At 63.3% G+C, this 20,559-nt stretch carries 16 protein-coding genes and 1 tRNA gene; 13 read left to right on the forward strand and 4 right to left on the reverse strand.

Annotated elements, in window-relative coordinates; all coding sequences use genetic code 11:
- Positions 1 to 595 precede the first annotated feature (595 nt).
- Together HHL26_RS20870 and HHL26_RS20875 are read left to right on the forward strand one after the other, a co-directional pair.
- Positions 596 to 1,585: a LacI family DNA-binding transcriptional regulator gene (locus HHL26_RS20870; protein ID WP_066554310.1), complete on the forward strand. Its 990-nt coding sequence runs from the start codon at positions 596 to 598 to the stop codon at positions 1,583 to 1,585.
- 98 nt (positions 1,586 to 1,683) lie between these two features.
- Complete coding sequence (locus tag HHL26_RS20875; RefSeq protein ID WP_140404589.1) at positions 1,684 to 1,908, forward strand: hypothetical protein; 225 nt, start codon at positions 1,684 to 1,686, stop codon at positions 1,906 to 1,908.
- An 836-nt stretch (positions 1,909 to 2,744) separates the two neighbouring features.
- Here the strand turns inward: HHL26_RS20875 and HHL26_RS20880 are convergent.
- The gene (locus HHL26_RS20880) at positions 2,745 to 3,602 is read right to left on the reverse strand and encodes an SMP-30/gluconolactonase/LRE family protein (RefSeq protein WP_066554304.1); all 858 of its coding nucleotides are present in this window, start codon (positions 3,600 to 3,602) and stop codon (positions 2,745 to 2,747) included.
- 10 nt (positions 3,603 to 3,612) lie between these two features.
- Entirely contained in the window at positions 3,613 to 4,710 is a 1,098-nt protein-coding gene (locus HHL26_RS20885) for an aldose epimerase family protein (protein WP_145907186.1), read from the reverse strand.
- Between the two features lie 175 nt (positions 4,711 to 4,885).
- On the opposite strand from HHL26_RS20885, the gene HHL26_RS20890 reads away from it, so the two are divergent.
- Entirely contained in the window at positions 4,886 to 6,190 is a 1,305-nt protein-coding gene (locus HHL26_RS20890) for a sugar MFS transporter (RefSeq protein WP_066554299.1), read from the forward strand.
- Positions 6,191 to 6,287: 97 nt separating this feature from the next.
- Here HHL26_RS20890 and HHL26_RS20895 read toward each other — a convergent pair whose 3' ends face one another.
- Positions 6,288 to 7,052, reverse strand: coding sequence for a FadR/GntR family transcriptional regulator (locus HHL26_RS20895; RefSeq protein WP_237229947.1), 765 nt, complete (start codon positions 7,050 to 7,052; stop codon positions 6,288 to 6,290).
- 249 nt (positions 7,053 to 7,301) lie between these two features.
- Here HHL26_RS20895 and araD1 point away from each other — a divergent pair, with 249 nt between their 5' ends.
- From araD1 to HHL26_RS20930, 7 genes are all read left to right on the forward strand, one after another.
- Positions 7,302 to 8,294 (forward strand): AraD1 family protein, encoded by a 993-nt coding sequence (gene araD1, locus HHL26_RS20900; protein ID WP_066554298.1) that lies wholly within the window; start codon positions 7,302 to 7,304, stop codon positions 8,292 to 8,294.
- Positions 8,295 to 8,298: 4 nt separating this feature from the next.
- On the forward strand, positions 8,299 to 9,225 hold the full coding sequence (locus HHL26_RS20905) for a Gfo/Idh/MocA family oxidoreductase (RefSeq protein ID WP_066554297.1): 927 nt from the start codon (positions 8,299 to 8,301) through the stop codon (positions 9,223 to 9,225).
- A 17-nt stretch (positions 9,226 to 9,242) separates the two neighbouring features.
- Positions 9,243 to 10,805, forward strand: a complete 1,563-nt coding sequence (locus HHL26_RS20910; protein WP_066554295.1) for an alpha-L-arabinofuranosidase C-terminal domain-containing protein — start codon at positions 9,243 to 9,245, stop codon at positions 10,803 to 10,805.
- A 174-nt stretch (positions 10,806 to 10,979) separates the two neighbouring features.
- Positions 10,980 to 11,978 (forward strand): arabinan endo-1,5-alpha-L-arabinosidase, encoded by a 999-nt coding sequence (locus tag HHL26_RS20915; RefSeq protein ID WP_066561355.1) that lies wholly within the window; start codon positions 10,980 to 10,982, stop codon positions 11,976 to 11,978.
- A 93-nt stretch (positions 11,979 to 12,071) separates the two neighbouring features.
- On the forward strand, positions 12,072 to 13,496 hold the full coding sequence (locus HHL26_RS20920) for a glycoside hydrolase family 43 protein (protein WP_066554293.1): 1,425 nt from the start codon (positions 12,072 to 12,074) through the stop codon (positions 13,494 to 13,496).
- Between the two features lie 244 nt (positions 13,497 to 13,740).
- Entirely contained in the window at positions 13,741 to 16,578 is a 2,838-nt protein-coding gene (locus HHL26_RS20925) for a TonB-dependent receptor (RefSeq protein ID WP_066554292.1), read from the forward strand.
- 264 nt (positions 16,579 to 16,842) lie between these two features.
- The gene (locus HHL26_RS20930) at positions 16,843 to 17,142 is read left to right on the forward strand and encodes a hypothetical protein (RefSeq protein WP_066554289.1); all 300 of its coding nucleotides are present in this window, start codon (positions 16,843 to 16,845) and stop codon (positions 17,140 to 17,142) included.
- Between the two features lie 30 nt (positions 17,143 to 17,172).
- Here HHL26_RS20930 and HHL26_RS20935 read toward each other — a convergent pair.
- Positions 17,173 to 17,262 (reverse strand) — tRNA-Ser (locus HHL26_RS20935).
- A gap of 122 nt (positions 17,263 to 17,384) precedes the next feature.
- On the opposite strand from HHL26_RS20935, the gene hspQ reads away from it, so the two are divergent.
- The 3 genes from hspQ to HHL26_RS20950 all read left to right on the forward strand — a co-directional run bounded on the left by hspQ (position 17,385) and on the right by HHL26_RS20950 (position 20,542).
- Positions 17,385 to 17,756, forward strand: coding sequence for a heat shock protein HspQ (gene hspQ / locus HHL26_RS20940; RefSeq protein WP_066554047.1), 372 nt, complete (start codon positions 17,385 to 17,387; stop codon positions 17,754 to 17,756).
- Entirely contained in the window at positions 17,713 to 18,495 is a 783-nt protein-coding gene (locus HHL26_RS20945) for a GDSL-type esterase/lipase family protein (RefSeq protein ID WP_066554040.1), read from the forward strand. The genes hspQ and HHL26_RS20945 overlap by 44 nt, the downstream gene beginning before the upstream one ends.
- 79 nt (positions 18,496 to 18,574) lie before the next feature.
- On the forward strand, positions 18,575 to 20,542 hold the full coding sequence (locus HHL26_RS20950; RefSeq protein ID WP_066554037.1) for an oligopeptide transporter, OPT family: 1,968 nt from the start codon (positions 18,575 to 18,577) through the stop codon (positions 20,540 to 20,542).
- Positions 20,543 to 20,559: the final 17 nt, after the last annotated feature.

Here is a 20,559-nt window from a genome sequence, read left to right on the forward strand (position 1 = left end):
GGCATCGATGCGCGATCCGTCCCCTTCCACCCGTTCCGGGGTGGCCACCCCGGAACGGGCATCTCATCCTGACCCAAACGGACAACAATGTCATAAGACAAGCATCGAGCGCAAAAGTGGGAACCGGTTTTGCGCCAAGAACGATGCGACAACAAAGAACTAGAGCGTTTTCTAAGCAGATAGAAACGGCAGTTCGGCGAAGCCAATCATCTGCTGACTCGGAAAACGCGGCAAAACAAAGGTCTAGAGCAGCCGATCCGATGCAATCGGGTCGGATTCTGCTCTAGAAAAGCGCATCCCGGACGATGGCCTGACGCGTGCAGTTCATCCGACCGCCGCCCGGGATGACAGCCGTTGCCTTGCTTGGAGAGTATGACAACGTTGTCTCAACGCTCTAACCTTTTGCCGAGGGTCGATCAAGGCCTTTCTTTCCATGCGCCTCGCGAGCATTTTCTGGGATGCTGCGATATTTACGCTTCCCGCACGAAATAGGAGGAGCGGGCAGGGCGCTGTCGCGGGTAAACGTTGTTTCCTTGCCCAGCCTTCCATGGCAAGAGCGGCGGATGCTCGTCCTTCGCTCCCCGCATCGCCGCTGATGCCCAGCATCCATGACGTCGCGGCGCTGGCCGGCGTATCGATCAAGACCGTGTCCCGCGTGGTCAACAAGGCGCCCAATGTCAGCGAGGAGCTGCGGGAGCGGGTGACAGCCGCGATCCGCCAGCTCGGATACCGGCCCAACCAGTCGGCGCGGCGGCTGGCGGGCGGCCGCTCCTTCATGATCGCCTTCCTCTACAACAACCCGGCCCCCTCCTATAATAGCGGCATCCAGTCGGGCGCGGCGAGCCGGTGCCGGGATCTGGGCTATCATCTGGTGGTCGAACCGATGCCGCTGGCGGGCGAGGAGCGGTTCGCCATTCTCGACCGGCTGGTCGCAGCGCTGCGGCCCGATGGCGTCTTCCTGGTGCCGCCGCTGTCCGACGACGCGCCCTTGCTCCAGCGCCTGTCCGAACTGAAGCTGCCCTGCGCCCGCATCGCCGGATCGGTGATGGCGGAAAGCTTCAACATCCCGACGCCCGAACGCGCGGGGGGGCGGATGATCGCGGATCATCTGATCGGCCTTGGCCATCGCCGCGTCGGCGTTATCACCCCGCCCGCCAGCCACAAGGCCGCCATGCAGCGTGTCGAGGGCTTTCGCGACGGTCTGGCCGCGGCGGACCTGCCGCTGGATGAAGCATTGTTCGTGGAAGGCGCGTTCGATTTCGAGTCAGGGATCAAGGCAGGCGAGCATCTGCTGATCCGAAGCGACCGCCCGACCGCTATCTTCGCCACCAATGACGATATGGCGCTCGGCGCGCTGACCGTCGCGCATCGGCTGAAATTGCGCGTGCCGGCAGAGCTGTCGGTCGTCGGTTTCGACGACACGCCCGCCGGCCTCACCGCCTGGCCGCCGCTCACCACCGTCAGCCAGCCGCTGGAGGCGATGGGCAGCGCGGTGATCGATGCCTTGGCAGGCGGCCCGGCAGATGCGCCGCAGTTCGACTTTACTCTGGTGCGGCGGGATAGTTCTGGGCCGGCGCCGGTTTAGGGTGGATTTCGGAAAGTCGGATTCGCGGTCGGCAGGATAAATAGCCGACATCGAATTGAGATGTATCTACCGCGCGTTCAAGGTGATAGCATCAATGAATGGCTGACTGGTTGGGTCCTGCACTTTCTGGAATATTCGAACTGGCTGGTTCGTTAATTCCTACAAGAAGAGGCGATCCCTTTTTCCGATCTGCACCACTTTGGAAACGTATTTCGGTTCTGATTTTGGTAGGCATATTTGCAGCCTTGGGATCGGTTTTAGTTTCTTATTTGATTTTCGCGTTTCTGGCTTTCATCTTAAAAGCGTTAGGCGTCGGAACTTAGAGATCAGCCCATGTCGTCCGTCGCTATTGCGGAATGGCCGTTTTAGGGACAGAAACGAGAAGCTGCCGAGCCGGTCCTAGAAAGGAAAAATTGGAGCCTAAGAGGCAACAAATGGTCGTCTGCTGCCCTGCCGATAAGCGAGCTTGGCGTTGCCGAAAACACGGGGTGCCGCGCCGATAGCTGGGGGCACGGAAATCAAGTGTTTTTCGTCAGCGTCCGCTTAAAGGTACAGCATGAAACTTACAGATGATCGGCTGTGATCGTTAGTGCCGCCTCGCCGTTGGTGCGAACCTAAGCAAGATCAATCCCGCTAATACTAACAGGCCGATCACCTGCTTTTCGTATCCAGCGAACAGGCGCCAACCCGCATATTCACTGCAAACGGCAGCAAGGAGTACCGCCACAAAAACGCCTGCAATGAGCCGATCACGTAAATTTGGCGGGCGAGGATGCCATTCGTATTGAGGGTCGCTCATGGCGGTGAATTTGCTGTAATGCATCAGACGACGCAACGCCTAATCTATCGTCCTCTTAACCGGAATATTTTGGCCAACAACGCTAGGATAGCGAACGACAGGAAGCAGAAATAGATCAACGCCGCACGAATGGTTTTACCGTCCAGCACATTTTCGGCGCACCACTTCCAATAGAAATAGGATATCGCCAGAAATATTACCCATACGGCTGTTATCCGTGCGCGCCTCACCCTCTTCTCCACTCTGTTCATTGATCTTATTCATTTCTTTGACTTGAAATCAAATGAGATTCGAGAGTCCGGTTTTGAGACGGCCGAATTCGCTGCCAAATGTCTCAAACTGGTCGCTAGCAGCCTGCACCTAACCCGCATATGGATAAGTCGGCAGGCCCTGCACGCGGGGGAAGACCTCAAAAAACGCCCCATCATATTCGCTCTCGGGCAAGCCGGTCGCCGCCGAGCTGACGAACATCCGGTCCAGCCTCTCCCCGGCGAAGCAGATGTTCGTCACCTGCTTGGCGGGTAGGGCGATCGACCGGTCCAGCTTCCCTTCGGGCGTGAAGCGGCTGATCCGTCCGCCGCCCCAATGCGCGACCCAGAGATGCCCTTGCGCATCCACGGTCATGCCGTCGGGATAGCCGTCTTCTTCGGCAAAGCGGATGAAAGGCTGGCGATCGGTCAAGCCACCCTCGGCCGTCCGGGCGAAGCGGTACATCTGCCGCCTGGCCGTATCGCTATGGTAGAGCCACTGGCCGCAGGGCGAGAAAGCCGGTCCATTGGGCACGCGATAGCCGCTGTCCATCACCGCCCAGTTCCCATCGGGATCGAGCCGGTAAAGCGCCCCCACATCCCGCTCTTCCGCCATATCCATGGTGCCGCACCAGATGGCGCCGCTGGCGTCCGCCTTGCCGTCATTCATGCGGCTGCCGGGCAGATGCGGCTCTGGGTCGCCCAGGGGCGTGATCGCCAGCGGATCGAGCGCGATCCGGGCAAAGCCGCTCTGGAACCCGCCGATGAAGCCGCCGCCCGCTCGCTCGACCACCCAGCCGAGCGGTTCGGGCATGGCCCAGCGCTGAATGGCGCCATCATCAAGCGACAGCCGGTTGAGCGCTTTGCCAAGAATATCGGTCCAGTAGACCGCATTCTCCCGCGCGGACCACAGCGTCCCTTCGCCCAGCGTGTCTCGCGCCTCGCGCTCGATCTTACGCCATTCAGCCATGGTCAGCCCCTCAGCGCTGGACCGACAGGCGATAGATCATCTGGTGATGATAAGGTTTGCCGGGGTCGACCCGCGCCGACAGGAATTGCGGCTGGTTGGGCGAGTTCGGGAATTTCTGCGGCTCCAGCGCGATGCCGTCGCCCATGCGGTAAAGGTGCCCCTGCTTGCCGACCAGCGTGCCGTCGAGGAAATTGCCTGCGTAGAATTGCACGCCGGGTTCCGTGGTCAGCACCTCCAGCACGCGGCCCGAAGCCGGGTCTTCCAGCCGCGCCGCCAATCCGGGCGTTTTGGTCGCGCCCTTGTCCAGCGCGAAATTATGGTCATAGCCGCGCCCGGCGACGATCTGCGCATCGCGGCCGTCGCGAATGCCGTCCGCCACGCGGCGGGGTGCGCGGAAATCGAATACGCTTCCTTCCACCGGCTGCAATTCGCCGGTCGGGATCAGGTTCGCGTCGACCGGGGTGAAGGCCTTGGCCGGGATGGTCAGCATATGGCCGAGCGCCCCATCCGCCGATCCTTCGCCCGCCAGATTGAAGATGGCGTGGTTGGTCATGTTGACGATGGTCGGCTTGCTGGTCTTCGCGTCGAAGGCGATGCCCAGATTGCCCGCCTCGTCCAGCGTATAGGTGACGGTGGCGTCGAGCTGCCCCGGATAGCCCGAATCGCCGTCCGGGCTGGTCAGCGACAGGACCAGCGTGGCGGTCGGCCCGCTTTTCAGCGACACGACCTTCCACGCCTGCTTGTCGAAACCCTTGCCGCCGCCGTGCAGTGAATTGACCTTGTCGTTGAGCGGCAACTGATAGCTCTTGCCGTCCAGCGTGAACTTGCCGCCCGCGATGCGATTGGCATAACGGCCCACGGTGACGCCGAAATAATTGGGATGGTCGACATAGCCGGCCAGATCGTCATAGCCCAGCAGCACGTCGGCCACTTTCCCGCTGCGGTCCGGCCCGGCCAGCTTCTGCAACGTCGCGCCATAGGTCAGAATGGTGGCCGACACGCCCTGCGCATTTTTGAGCGTGATCGCCTCGATCGCGGTGCCGTCGGCCAGCTTGCCGGCGGGGGCGCGGCCCGCTTCCGCCGCAAGAGCCGCGGTGCTTGTCATCATGAGGAGGCTGCCGTATGACAACGTTGCCAAGACTGATCTTTTCATAAAGGCCTTTCGCATGCAGTTCCTCCCCGACGCCATTGACGCGCCGCGGACGGGGATATACTCCTACATAATAATCGGACGCAACCCTGTTCCGGCGGCGCTCCGTTTCGACACTTCCGGAGAAGGATGAATGGCAGGACCCGTTTCCTCTGCAGCCGCGCCCACCGCGGCCTATAATCCCGGCACGCGCTACGGCCCTGCCCTGACGCTGCTCGCCAGCCTCTTCTTCATGTGGGGCTTCATCACCGTCATCAACAACACGCTGCTGCCGCATCTGCGCAGCGTGTTCGAACTCAGCTACACCCAGACGACGCTGATCGAATCGGTGTGGTTCATCGCTTATTTCTTCGCCTCCATCCCGTCGGCCAAGCTGATCGAGCGGATCGGTTACAAGAGGTCGATGGTGACGGGCCTGCTGATCATGGCGGCGGGCGCGCTGGGCATGATGCTGGCCGCGTCCATCCCCTCCTATGGCGTGACTTTGGTCATGCTGTTCGTCATCGCCAGCGGCATCACGCTGCTCCAGGTCGCGGCGAACCCCTATGTCGCGGTGGTCGGCAAGCCCGAAACCGCCTCCTCGCGGCTCAATCTGGTGCAGGCGATGAACTCTGCGGGCACCATGCTGGCTCCGATGTTCGGCGCCTATCTGATCCTCGGCCGGTCGAAGGGCGGCACGGCGCAGGGCGAAATCGTGCTGACCCAGGCCGAACGCCTGGCCGACGCCCAGTCCGTGGTCCTGCCCTATGCGCTGGTGGCCGTCGTGCTGGTCGTGCTGGCCGTGGTGATCGCGCGCTTCCCGCTGCCCGACATGGGCACCTCCACCTCGCGGCTTGCCAAGGAGGAACGCAAGCGTCTCTCGCTCTGGTCGCATCGCAATCTGGTGTTCGGCATTCCCGCGATCTTCATCTATCTGATCGCGGAAATCGGCGTTGCCAATCTGTTCGTGAACTTCGTCAGCCAGCCCAGCATCGCCAACCTCACCCATGAGCAGGCGGGCCGTTACCTGACCTTCCTCTGGGGCGGGATGATGGTCGGCCGCTTTGCCGGCAGCGCGATCATGCAGCGCTTCGACGCGGGCAAGGTGCTGGCGGCTTTCTCGATCGGCGCGTTCATCGTGATGATAACCACCGTCTTTGCCCATGGGCCGGTCGCCATGTGGTCGCTGATCCTGGTGGGCCTGTTCCACTCGATCATGTTCCCGACGATCTTCACCCTTGGCATCAAGGGGCTGGGGCCGCTGACGGAAGAAGGATCGGGCCTGTTGATCATGGCGATCGCCGGGGGCGCGCTGGTGGTGGTGCAGGGGTATCTGGCCGACCATTTCGGGTTGCAGACCAGCTTCCTGCTGACGGCGGTGTGCGAGCTTTACATCCTGTTCTACGCGCTGTGGGGGTCGAAGCCGACCCACGCGCTGCCGGATCAGCATTTGGCTTGAAGCTGTCTTGAGCCAATGGAAAAGGCCGGAGCGGACACCCTGCTCCGGTTTTTTTAAGCTCCGTGCTCCTGCGACGGCAGAAGCATGGCGGCCTGTTTCACCGCGCCATCGCGCTCGCCGTATCCTCCAGCGCGAGGTCGACCAGCACCCCCATCGCCTCGGCCGCCGCCGCCGCGTCGCCCGCCGCGATGGCGTCGAACACGCGCACATGGTCGGGGATCGGATTGCGCGGCAGGGCGCGGGAGCGTTGCTTGAACTGGGTCGTCCAGTTGACCGCGGCGCCGATGCTGGCCGACAGCGTCTGCAGCGCATCATTGCCGGTCGCGTTCAATATCGCATTGTGGAAATCGCGGTCCGCCGCCCGCCCGGCCTCGGTCGCCAGCGTATGGCGGCGCATCGCGGCCAGCGCGTCCTTCATCAGCCTGATGTCATCCTTGGTCCGCCGCGTCGCCGCCAGCCGCGCCGCCGCCGGTTCGACAATGGCGCGCAATTCGAACAGGTCGCGGACGAACTGCACATCCGGCTCACCGGCAAAGGCCCAGGCCAGCACTTCGGGATCGAGCAGGTTCCAGCGGTTGCGCGGCAACACCCGCGTCCCCGCTTTGGGCCGGCTTTCCACCAGCCCCTTGGCGGTCAGCACCTGAATCGCCTCGCGATAGGCGCTGCGCGACACTTCCAGTTCCTCGGCAAAGGCGACTTCGCCCGAGAGCACGTCGCCCGGCGCATATTGGCCGGACAAGATCGCCGTCCCCAACTTGTGCGCAATGGCGCCATGCAGCCGCCTGCCGGGCCCACGAGCCTCCTTGGCTGTACCCGCTTCGCCCCCGCCAGCTCCCTTCAAGAGCCGCTTTTCATCAGCCATTCTTGCTCCTCCGACCGCCTTCTTAGCAGTCGATCGGGCAAGGCGAAACACAATCATTGCCTTCCCCGACTTCCTGTAATATGTCGGAGTAATAAGGAGATTCACAGGACGGATAAAGCCCCGTCTTTCGAACCGCCGGGGCAGGCGGGATGGCGCGTGACAATCTTGCGCGCATGAAATGACTGACAATTCGACCTTTTGATGAAATTTAGCCAGCGCCGGCAGAGGCGCGCGGGAGGAGATTTTTTCATGACTTTGCGCCTGTTGCAGCACCGTGCCGACAGCGGTGCCCGTTCCGTCATCGCTGCCCAAGGCGATGCGGCGCATTTTCTTGTCGGTGTTGAGACCATCCGCGCCCTGGCGCTGGACGCCATCGCCAAGGGCGTTTCGCTGACCGAAATCGTCGCCGCCACCGCCAAGGGCGACGCCGTCGACATCGCCGCGGAATATGAGGCTGGCCGCCTGCTCGCGCCGATCGACCATGAGGACGCCGCGCATGTGCAACTGACCGGGACCGGCCTGACGCACCTCGGTTCCGCCGAAGGCCGCGACAAGATGCACCGCGAGGCCGCCTCCGCCGAGACCAAGACCGATTCGATGCGCATGTTCCTGGAAGGTCTGGAAGGCGGCAAGCCCACCCCCGGCGCCGTCGGTCAGCAACCCGAATGGTTCTACAAGGGCGACGGTTCGCAGCTTGTCGGCCCGACCGATCCGCTGACCATGCCCGCCTTCGCCCAGGATGGCGGCGAGGAGCCGGAAATCGCGGGCATCTACATCATCGGTCCTAATGGCCAACCCTATCGCCTCGGCCTCGCGCTCGCCAATGAGTTCAGCGACCATGTGACCGAGCGGCACAATTATCTCTGGCTTGCCCACTCCAAATTGCGTCAGGCGTCGCTTGGCCCGGAACTGCTGGTCGGCCCCGCGCCGGAGCATATCGAGGGCAGCAGCCGCATCCTGCGCAATGGCGAAACGATCTGGGAAAAGCCCTTCCTCTCGGGCGAGGGCAATATGTCGCACAGCCTGAGCAACCTCGAACATCATCATTTCAAATATGAGCTGTTCCGCCGCCCCGGTGATGTGCATGTCCATTTCTTCGGCACGGCTACCCTGTCCTTCACCGACGGCGTGGCGACACAGGAAGGCGATGTGTTCGAAATCCTCGCCGCGCCCTTCACCCTGCCGGTGCGTAATCCGCTCAAGCGCGCCGCGCCGGTCGAAGTGACGGTCCAAGTCCTCTAAGGCGATGGATCCGATCCGCATCGCTATCGTCGGCATCGGCAAGATCGCGCGGGACCAGCATGTCCCCGCGATCCGGGGCAACAGTGCCTTCAGCCTCGCCGCGACCGTCAGCCCGCAGGATGCGGGGCTCGACGGCGTGCCGCATCTCGCCAGCCTCGACGCTTTGCTGGCGGAGGGACCGGCGGTCGACGCCATCGCGCTCTGCACCCCGCCGCAGGTTCGGTACGAGCTGGCGTCGCAGGCCTTGGCGCGGGGCATCCACCTGTTCCTCGAAAAGCCGCCCGGCGCCACGCTGGCCGAAGTGGCCGCGCTCGAAGCACAGGCGGACAAGGTTGGCGTCAGCCTGTTCGCGGCGTGGCATTCGCGCTTTGCTGCGGGCGTAGCTCCGGCTCGCGCATGGCTGGCCGAACGGAAGATCGAAAAAGTGTCCATTGTCTGGCGCGAGGATGTGCGCGTCTGGCATCCGGGGCAGGCATGGATCTGGGAACCGGGCGGGTTGGGCGTATTCGATCCGGGGATCAATGCGCTCTCCATCGTCACCCATATCCTGCCGCGCCCCTTCTTTCTGAGGCAGGCGACGCTGGTGCTGCCCGAAAATCGCGCCGCGCCGATCGCCGCCGATATCGTCTTTCGCGACACGGCGGGCGCGGACATCCACATGGACCTCGACTGGCGCCAGACCGGCCCACAAAGCTGGGACATCATCGTCGAAACCGATGCAGGCATGCTGAAGCTGAGCCAAGGCGGCGCCGTGCTGTCGCTGCCCAGCGGCACCGAGCATGGCGAGGATATCGAATATGCGGGCCTCTACAGCCGCTTCGCCACGCTGATTCGGGGCGGACGGAGCGATGTGGACACAGCCCCGCTGCGGCTGGTTGCCGATGCCTTCCTGCGCGGTCGGCGCGAAACGACCAACGCCTTTTACGACTAATCTCAAGGGAGAGAGGAATGTTGAAAGCCCTGCGCCGCACGACTGCCGCGCTTCTGCTCTGCGCCACCGCGCTCACCGGCGCACAGGCCCAGACCGATGGCAAGCCGACGATGGCGACGATCCATGCCGACAAGCCCGGCCCAACCTATGACAAGGCGATCTTCACCCAGTTTGCCGAGCATCTGGGCAACGGCATTTATGGCGGCCTGTGGGTCGGCAATGACAGGTCGATCCCCAACACCAACGGCTTCCGCAACGATGTGGTCGCGGCGCTGCGCAATCTGTCCGTGCCGATCATCCGCTGGCCGGGCGGCTGTTTTGCCGACGAATATCATTGGCGCGAGGGCATCGGCCCCAAGAAGGACCGCCCGGTCAAGGTCAACACCCATTGGGGCGGCGTGACCGAGCCGAACTCGGTCGGCACCCATGAGTTTTTCGAACTGCTCCGTCAGGTCGGCGCGCAGGCCTATATTGCGGGCAATGTCGGCAACGGCACGCCGCAGGAAATGGCCGAGTGGGTCGAATATATGACCGCGCCCGCAGGCAGCCTAGCCGACCTGCGCGCCAAAAACGGGCATAAGGAGCCGTGGGCCGTCCCCTATTTCGGCGTCGGCAATGAGCTGTGGGGCTGCGGCGGCAATATGCGGCCGGAATTCGCGGCGGACGAAACCCGCCGCTATGCGACCTTCGTGAAGGCGCCGCGCGGCACGAAAATCATGAAGATCGCCTCGGGCGCCAATGTCGACGACTATAACTGGACCGAGACGATGATGCGGGTGGCGGGCGACCGGCTCGATGGCCTGTCATTGCATTATTATGTCCACCCAGCGGGCGGCTGGCCGCCGCGTGCGCCTGCGGTCGATTTTGACGAAACCGGCTGGGCGGATGCTTTGGCGGGCGCGCTCAAGATGGACGAGCTGATCACCAGGCACAGCGCGATCATGGACAAATATGATCCGAACAAGCGCGTCTTCCTGGCGGTCGATGAATGGGGCGCCTGGTATACGCAGGATCCCGGCACGCATCCGGGCTTCCTGCGCCAGCAGAACACGCTGCGCGATGCGCTGATTGCCTCGATCCACCTCGATCTCTTTGCCAAACATGCCGATCGAGTGCGCATGACCGCGATCGCGCAGATGGTGAATGTGCTTCAGGCGATGATCCTGACCGAAGGCAAGAAGATGGTGCTCACCCCCACCTATCATGTCTTCGAAATGTACAAGCCCTGGCAGGACGCCACGGTGCTGCCGATCGACATCGACACGCCCTGGTATCACAAGGACAAGTTCGTGATGCCCGCCGTCAGCGGCTCGGCGGTCAAGGGGAAGGACGGCAAGGTCCATGTCGGCCTGTCGAACCTCGACCCCAGCCAGACCAACATGGTGACGGTGAAGCTGGATGGGTTGAACGCGGCGAGCGTGTCGGGCCGCATCCTGACGGCCCCGGCGATCAATGCGCACAACAGTTTCGACGATCCGCAAGTGGTGAAGCCCGCCGCCTTCACCGGCGCGCAGGTGAACGGCGGCACGCTGACCGTCGCCTTGCCGCCCAAATCGGTGGTGGTGCTGGAACTGCAATAAAGCCCTTGGAGCGGGCGGAGGGTGGAATGGCCGCCCGCTCCATCCTTTTTAGGGGTTCCGTGTTCCTGCGAAGGCAGGAACCCAGTTGAAACGGCGGAACTGGGCTCCTGCCTTCGCAGGAGCACATGACGCCCAGAACCGCTGTCGAAGAGAGTCCGCATGGCGCTGTCAAATATGTTGAAAATGGCGAGCCTCGCCCTCCTCGCCTGCGCGAGCATCGCGGGGGCTGAGACGCTAAACAGCCGCCTTACGGGCGACCTGACGCCGACCCACGACCCCGTCATCATCCGCGAGGGCGACAGCTATCACGTCTTCAGCACCGGCCACGGCCAGCGCCTGATCGAAACCCGCACCTCGCCGGATCTGATCTACTGGACAGCGGGCGATCCGGTCTTCACCGCGCTTCCGGCATGGGCGACCAGAGCGATCCCCAGCAGCGACGGCATGTGGGCGCCCGACATCAGTTTCGTGAACGGCCGCTACCGGCTCTATTATTCGGTTTCGACCTTCGGTTCGAACCGTTCCGCCATCGGCCTCGCCACCAGTCCGACGCTCGATCCAAAGGCGCCGAACTATGGCTGGCGCGACGAGGGGCTGGTGGTGATGTCGACCAAAGCGGACGATTATAACGCCATCGACCCCAATTTCGTCATCGACCGCGAAGGCCGCCACTGGCTGACGCTTGGCAGCTTCTGGACCGGCATCAAGCTGTTCGAACTGAACAGGAAAACGGGGAAACCGTTGCATCCCGGCGAAAAGCCGATCTCCATCGCCCGCCGCCCCGCGCCAGCAGGCGGTCCGGCTCCGGTCGAGGCGCCGTTCATCGTTGATCACGGGGGCTATTATTGGCTGATGGCGTCCTACGACTATTGCTGCAAGGGCGTGAACAGCAGCTATTATACCGTGATCGGCCGGTCGAAGGCGATCACCGGCCCCTATCTGGGCAAGGATGGCAGCCCGATGATGCAGGGCGGCGGCACCATCTTCCTGCGCGCCGACCTTCAGGAACAGCAGCGCTGGCGCGGCCCCGGCCATGCGGGCTGGCTGCATGACCGGGATGGCAAGGAGTATGTCGTCTACCACGCCTATGACAAGCAGGCGAACGGCGCGCCCACGCTCAGGATCGCGCCGGTTCGCTGGGGTGCGGATGGCTGGCCCGTTGCAGATTATTGACAACTCGCCCTCACCCTTTCCCTCTCCCAGCGGGAGAGGGAGGGAGGCGCGAAGCGCCGGAAGGGTGAGGGCGACCCAAGAGGAGAGCTTTGAATGAACCCCATGAACCGCCGCCACTTCCTCGCTGGAACAGCCGCGTTGTCCGCAACACCACTCATTGCGCGCGCCGCCCAGCCAGCGCAACCTGCCCCGGTCCCGGTCAACCCGCTGGTGAAGCAGCGCGCCGACGCGCAGGTCTTCCGCCATGAAGACGGCTATTATTATCTCACCGGCTCCGTCCCCGAATATGACCGGCTGGTCCTGCGCCGATCGAAGACCCTGGCGGGCCTGACCACCGCCGAGGAACGCGTCCTCTGGCGCCATGAGAAGACCGGCCCGCTGTCGGGCTTCATCTGGGCGCCCGAACTGCACAGGATCGACGGGAGGTGGACCCTATATTTCGCCGCCGGTCCCAGCGGCGGCGGAGAGGATGTGTTCCGTATCCGCACCTATGCCGTGGTCTGCGATGGCCCCGACCCGATGACCGGCAAATGGACCGTCCTTGGCCAGTTCCAGGCGCCCTGGGACAGCTTCAACCTCGACTCCACCAGCTTCGTCCATTGCGGCCAGCGCTATTTAGCCTGGGCGCAGCGCGAGCCGGGGATCGAGACCAACTCCAACCTCTATATCGCCCCGCTGGCATCACCGCTGAAACTGGCGGCCAAGGCCACGCGCCTCACCATTCCGACGCTCGACTGGGAAATAGGCGGCTACAAGGTGGCCGAAGCCCCCGCCGTCCTCCACCGCAACGGCCGCCTGTTCATGACCTATTCGGCCAGCGCCACCGATGCGCGTTATTGCCTCGGCCTGCTCACGGCGGACGAAAATGCCGACATCATGGACCCCAATGTCTGGGTGAAGTCGCCGCAGCCGGTGTTCACCACCTGCAAGGAAACCAGCGTCTACGGCCCCGGCCACAACAGCTTCACCGTGGACGAAAAAGGCCGCGACATCCTCGTCTATCATGGCCGCGACTATGCGGCGATCAAGGGCGATCCGCTGTTCAACCCCGACCGCCATACCCGCATCCAACGCCTCTATTACAAGGCCGACGGCGCGCCCGATTTCGGCGTCCCCGTCGGCAACGGCCCACTGCCCGAGCGCTTTGCCTCCGCCGCCGATCCGAAGCTGCTGCTCGCCCATGAGGGCACCCGCCTGATCGCGGGCAATCCGTCTTTGCCCGCCACCCAGTTCCGCCAGACCGCAGGCCGTGCGGGGCCGCAGAGTGTGATGTTGTCCCCCATATTGCTGCCCGATCATTATCTGGTCGCGGCCAGGGACGGTTCCGTCGCCCTTACCAGGGACGACCGCAGCGCCGACTTCGCGATGCGCAGCCAGTTCGTCCGATTCCCCGACGACAAATCGGGCACGGTCCGCTTCGTATCGATCGCCGTCACCGGCAAGGCGCTCGGCTTGGCGAATGGGCAGGTCCGCCTCGTCGGCAGCCGCGACGCTGCTGCGCGTTGGATTGCCGACTGACCCACTTCTAAGTCTGACAAATAAAAGGAATAAATCTGTCTCCCTTCTCGGGGGACGGCTTCTTCATGCTGGCGCCATCCCGCATGAACCTCCATTTTTCGGGCTGAGACAAATTTGCCACAAGCGGATATTTTTTCTTAAGCAGCGGCACAGATTCCCTCTTGCCTTCTATTACTCCGAGAAATAATTAGTCTGAGTAATTCCAGTGCCCAACGCACCCAAATCTCCAAGGGGAGGATCAACCATGGCCATGAAGCCAGTCGCTTTCACGTCTGCATCCCTGCTCGCCCTTATGCTGGCGGGCGCCGCCCACGCCCAGTCTGAGGCCGCACCGCAGGCCGTCCCGCAGCAGGACGAAACCAATGACATCGTCGTCACCGGCGTCCGCGCCTCGATCGTCGGCGCGCTCAACGTCCGCAAGGAATCGACCCAGATCGTCGATTCGATCGTTGCGGAAGATGTCGGCAAACTGCCGGACAATAATGTGGTCGAGGCGCTCCAGCGCGTCACCGGCATTCAAGTCACCAACCGCACCGGCGGCGAAGCGGCGGCGATCTCGATCCGCGGCCTGCCCGATGCGCTGACCACCCTCAACGGCCGCAACATCTTCACCGCCGCCGGCCAGTCCTTCCAGTTGCAGGATGTGTCGGCCAACCTCGTCAAGCGCGTCGACGTGTTCAAGACCCGCTCCGCCGACCAGATCGAAACCGGCCTTGCGGGGCAGGTCGATGTCGAAACCCGGCGCCCGTTCGACTTTAACGGCTTCGCCATTTCCGGCCTTGCCCGCGGCATCTACAATGAGCAAGCCGACAGCTATAATCCGAACGTGGCGCTGCTGGTCAGCGACCGCTGGGAAACCGGCATTGGCGACATCGGCCTATTGGTGAACGGCAGCTACAGCCGCACCAAATATCGCGACCAGACCGTAACGGCAGGCGCCTTCGTGCCCTTCGCGACGATGACGCCGCCCGCCGGAACGGGCCTGACGGCTTTCCAGCGCATCTTCCCGGTCGGCCGCGACCCGATCACCGGAGAATTCGGCCGGGCGCCGGCGCTGGGCGCGTGGGATCCCGGCCTCAACAGCGGCCTTTCGACGGCGGCCGGCGCGACGATGGACGTCAACGGCGTCGAAACGCCCTATTATCTGTCGCGCGACGCGGCCTTCAGCTCCGATCTCTACGGCAAGCGCGAGCGCCCCTCCTTCAACATCGCGCTGCAATGGGCGCCCAACAGCAGCTCGGTCTACACCGCCGAGGTCTTCTATGCGGGATTCCGGGGCGAGACGTTCAACAGCTTGCAATTCAGCTTCGTCGACTATTGGGCCAACCCGCAAGCGCCCACGCTCTATGACGGCACCAACATCGTCAAGGCGCGCACCGCGAACAGCGTCTATGGCTTCAACAGCGGCGACTTCACCAAGACCAGCACCGACAGCTTCGTCTATGCGTTGAACGGCAAATGGGATCTGGGCGATCGCGGCAAGATCATCGGTGACATCGCCTATCAGACCAGCAAGGTGAAGACCTCCTTCCTCGCCATGCGGACGGATCGCGTCGCGAACTCGATCGACGTGGATTTCAACGCGGGCGGCGGCATCCCTTCCTATCATTTCGACGATGACAGCCTGCTGGCCGATCCCGGCGTCTGGAACGTCGCCCAGCTTTACGACAATGCCAATCGCGACAAGGGCAGCGCCATCACCGGCACGCTCGACGGCTATTATAGCTGGGACGAAGGCTTTCTGCGCCAGATCAAGGCAGGCATCCGCATCGACCAGCGCAAGGCGTCGACCGCCGTGCGTACCCAGGATGCCGGTGGCCCGCTGGTCCGGACCACGCTGACCGGGCTGGGCGAAGGCGCCGCCTTCACCAATTCCGACTTCTATCAGGGCCGCGCCGATGTGCCGTCCAGTTGGACCCTGGCCAATGGCTATTGGCTGTATGACAATGCCGACACCGTCCGCGGCCTTTATGGCCTGAAGACATCCGACCAGCTCGCGCTGCAAAAGACGTTCGACATCGATGAAAGCACCATCGCCATGTATCTGCAGGCCGATGGCGAGGTGTCGATCTTCGGCCGCCCGCTGAAATTGCAGGCGGGCGTGCGCTATGTGACGGTCGACACCGATTATAATTTCTTCGACCGTTACAATGGCGGCGCACAGACCCGCGTGTCGTCTGGGTCGGACCGCTTCCTGCCCAGCTTCACCGCGCGCTACGAGATTTTCGACAATCTGCGCCTGCGCTTCAACTATGGCGAAACCCTGCGCCGTCCGAATTTCAGCGACATCAACCCCAATTACAACCTGACCGGCGACCTCACCAATGTCGGCTATGGCAGCGGCACGGCGGGCACGGCGACGCTCAAACCCACCCATTCGAAGAATTTCGACGTGGCGCTGGAATGGTATTTCGAACGCAACAGCGCCATCACGCTGACCGGCTTCCGTCGCGAGATTCAGGGTCTGGTCGTGCCGCTGACGGTTCAGGAATATATTCCGAACAACGGCATCGTCGCCGGCGCGACGAACAATTTCGCCATCACCCGTCCGGTCAACGCATCGAACGGCGTGCTGAAGGGGCTGGAACTGGGCCTGACCTATTTCCCCAGCTACCTGCCGGGACCGCTCAATGGCCTGGGCTTCGTGGGCAGCGTCACCGTACTGGATTCCAAGCAGAATATTCCGGAAACCAACTCGGCGGGCGTCGTCACCGGCGAATCCACCTCATCCTTCTTCGGCGTGTCGGACCTCAGCTACAACGCGACGCTCGCCTATGATAACGGCCCGATCGGCGCGCGCCTGTCCTATATCTGGCGCAAGGAGTTTCTGGCGAACAACGAAGCCCGCCTGTTCGCCAACCCGATCGGCGTGTGGCGCAACCCCGAAAAGAGCCTGGACCTTCAGCTCACCTGGAACGTCAACGACCGTCTGGGCGTGACCTTCGACGCGGTGAACCTGACCAAGTCGAAGCAGCAGACCTATTACAAGTTCGAGGATGTCGGCGGCCCCGATCAGTTCAACCTCGGCACCACTCTGCTGGCGCGCACCTTCGCGCTGGGCGTCCGCTACACGTTCAAGTGAGAGCGGCCGATAAATGAGTGCCCGATGGGATGCGGTGTCTCCTCACCGCATCCCATTTCCATGGCGGCCGATCCGGGACCCTCTCCATCCCCGGACCGGCCGCCATTTTGTTTGTGACGACAGGGGGAGTGGAAAGATACGCGCTTTGGCGAAAGCCCTGCTGGCAGGGCGCGACGCTGATCGCGACCGGAGCCGCCCTGCCCCCTCCCGCGATGGACAATCACCGCATCGCCGTCCAGCGCTTCGGCAACGACGCGCCCTGGTATGAGCGGCGCATCCCCTTCTTCGAATCCGCCGACCCCGGGATCGACGCGGTCCATTATTATCGCTGGACCCTCTTCCGGGCGCACCAGCGCGACCTGGGCGAAGAAGGCTTCATCTCCACCGAGTTCCTGCGATGTCGACTGGCAACGGCATCCCTATGCCCGTCTGAACGACGCCACCGGCTTCCATCTGGCCGAGGGGCGCTGGCCCGCCGTCCGCACCGGCAAGGTCTGCCTGCTCCTGACCCAGCCAAGCGGCAAGGCGACCCGGCTTGTCGAGTTCAAGCTGTTCCCGGACTAGGCGCCGGCTTTAGGAAATTACTCAGGAAAGTGGCGGAGAGGGAGGGATTCGAACCCTCGGTACCGTTGCCGGCACGCCGCATTTCGAGTGCGGTGCATTCGACCACTCTGCCACCTCTCCGCAGAAGGTCCAGCGCATGCCGTCCCGGTCGAGCGGCGGCCATTAGCGAATGATTTCACCCTTGCCAAGCAGCGACGAGCATTTTTCTTGTTTCGCACCACAAGCATCCTAAATTGCGTCATATGAACGACATGAATCAGATTTTCGGACCCGATGTTACCGCCCCGCCGATCGTCCACGCCCGCTTCAGCATCGGTGACGTGGTGCAGCACCTGCGCTTCGGTTTTCGCGGCGTGGTGTTCGATATCGATCCGGTTTTCGCCAATAGCGACGAATGGTATCAGGCCATTCCCGAAGAGGCGCGGCCGGACAAGGACCAGCCCTTCTACCATCTGCTCGCTGAGAATGACGAAAGCAGCTATGTCGCCTATGTCAGCCAGCAGAATCTGATCGCGGACGACAGCGAGGAACCTGTCGACCATCCCGCCATTTCCGACATGTTCGGCACCTATGCGAACGGCAAATATCAGCTACGCCCGCTCCATCGCCATTAAGGGCGGCATCAAGGCGGGCCGGGCGCTGCTCGGGCTCGCCCTGCTGCTCGCGCCGGGCGGACTGGTGCAGGCCGCACCGCCGCTTCCAGCATCGGCGCTCAAGGTCAATCCCGATCCCGCCTTCCCCTTTTCGCGAGAGATCGAGGCCTTCGCCAAGGCCAATGAGGCGGGACCGGCCGTCACCGACGCCACGCTGTTCCTGGGTAGTTCCAGCATCCGCCTGTGGGACATAAGCGGCAGTTTTCCGGATGTCGGCACGGTCAATCGCGGCTTTGGCGGCGCGACCACGCCGGATGTGCTGCGTTATTACAAGCGCCTGCTGCCCAAGGCCAAGCCGCGCTCCATCCTGGTCTATGTCGGGGAAAATGATCTGGCCGCCGGAGCCGCCCCGGCCGAGGTCGCGAACAATATCCTGACCCTGCTGAGGCAGCTTCGCACCGATTATCCCAAGGCGCATATCGCCTATCTGTCGCTCAAGCCCAGCCCGATCCGCTGGACGCTCTGGCCGAAAATGGCGGCGGTCAACATGACGGTGGCGGCGCGGGCGCGCGTGACCCGCTTCGATTATCTGGATGTCGGCCGCGTGCTGCTGGCGGCTGACGGCCTGCCCGATGCATCCCTGTTCCGCCCCGACGGGTTGCATATGAACCCACGCGGCTACACGCTCTGGACCAAGCTGGTCGACGCCTATCTGGACGAGGCCGCCGCCGCCGACCTCAGGCCCATTTCTCCCTCCTGAGCACTTTCCGATTGATCCACGCTCAAGCAACATTATTACCGGACGTTGATAAAACAGCCGCAGGCAAGGGGACAGACCAGTGACAAGTGATTCGGCCAAGGCGGCCCCGATGGCGGAGCTGACGCTTCGCGGCGTCATATTGGGCGCGCTGATCACCTTGCTGTTCACCGCGGCGAACGTCTATCTGGGGCTGAAGATCGGCCTGACCTTCGCCACGTCCATCCCGGCGGCCGTCATTTCCATGGCGGTGCTGCGGCTGTTCGCGACCGGCACGATCCTGGAAAACAACATCGTCCAGACCATTGCCTCGGCCGCCGGCACGCTGTCCGCGATCATCTTCGTGCTGCCGGGGCTGGTGATCATCGGCTGGTGGCAGGGTTTCCCCTATTGGCTCAGCGCCTTCACCATCGCGCTGGGCGGCATATTGGGCGTCATGTATTCGGTGCCGCTTCGCCGCGCGCTCGTTACCGGCTCCGACCTGCCCTATCCCGAGGGCGTGGCCGCTGCCGAAGTGCTGAAAGTGGGCGCAGGCTCCCGCGAAGGGCTGGAGGAGAATAAGCGCGGCCTTGCCGCCATCATCGCCAGTTCGGTCGCTGCCGCCGCCTTCGCGATCCTCGCCAAGACCAGGCTGATCGCGGAGGAAGCCGCCACCTTCTTCAAATTCGGCGCGGGCGCCTCCAGTGTCTCCACTAGCTTTTCCATGGCGCTGATCGGCGTCGGCCATCTGGTCGGCCTGTCGGTGGGCGTCGCCATGTTCTTCGGCCTGCTGATAAGCTGGGTCGGCCTCGTCCCCTATCTCACCGCCCCGCTTCCCGCGGGCGCGGACCTTTCGGAACTGGTCGGCACCACCTTCCGCATGAAGGCGCGCTTCATCGGCGCGGGCACGATCGGCGTGGCGGCGATCTGGACCCTGCTCAAGATCCTTGGCCCCATCATCAGCGGCATCCGCTCCGCCCTCGCCGCCGCCAAGGTCCGCAAGGCGGGCAATGCAGGCCTGCTCGACATCACCGAGCGCGATCTGCCGATCGGCATTGTCGGCGGCACCATTCTCGCCTCGCTCATCCCCATCGCCATCCTGCTCTGGGTGTTCGCGCAGGGCGGGCCGATCGCACTCAACCCCGTGCCGATCATTGCGCTGACGCTGGCCTATATATTGGTCGCGGGCATCGTCATCGCTTCGGTCTGCGGCTATATGGCGGGCCTGATCGGCGCGTCGAACAGCCCGATCTCGGGCGTCGGCATCCTCGCCGTGCTGGGCGCATCGCTGATCCTCGCGGCGATCTACGGCTCGGGCGGCGACCCCAAGCAAAGCCAGGCGCTCATCGCCTATGCCCTGTTCACGACCGCGATCGTCTTCGGCGTCGCGACCATCTCCAACGACAATTTGCAGGACTTGAAGACCGGCCAGCTTGTCGGCGCGACCCCCTGGAAACAGCAGGTCGCTCTGGTCCTTGGCGTGATCTTCGGCGCCCTGGTGATCCCGCCGGTGCTGGACCTGCTCAACAGCGCCTTCGGCTTCGCAGGCGCGCCGGGCGCCAAGGCGAGCGCCCTCCCCGCCCCGCAGGCGGCGCTGATCTCGGCTCTGGCCAAGGGCGTGCTGGGCGGCGATCTCGACTGGAAGCTGATCGGCTTCGGCGCGGGGATCGGCGTGGTCGTCGTCGCCATCGATGAGCTGCTGGGCAAGGCGGGCAAGCTGCGCCTGCCGCCGCTCGCCGTCGGCATGGGCATCTACCTGCCCATGGCGCTGACCCTGCTGATCCCGGTCGGCGCGGCGATTGGGCATTTCTACAACCGCTGGGCGCTGCGCCAGTCCAACCCCGAATTTGCCGAGCGCATGGGCGTGCTGATGGCGACCGGCTTCATCGTGGGCGAAAGCCTGTTCGGCGTCGCCTTCGCCGGGATCGTCGCGGCGACAGACAGCGACGCGCCGCTGGCACTGGTGGCGGAGAACCCCTGGGCTGTGGTGCTTTCGGTGATCGCCTTCTTTGGCGTGATTGCGACGCTTTACGGGAGGCTAAGGCATTGGGCTAGCGCCCCGCTGGGGTGAAGCTGCCATTAAGCCCC

It is taken from the genome of Sphingobium sp. TB-6, from assembly GCF_012927365.1.
Lineage (GTDB): Bacteria > Pseudomonadota > Alphaproteobacteria > Sphingomonadales > Sphingomonadaceae > Sphingobium.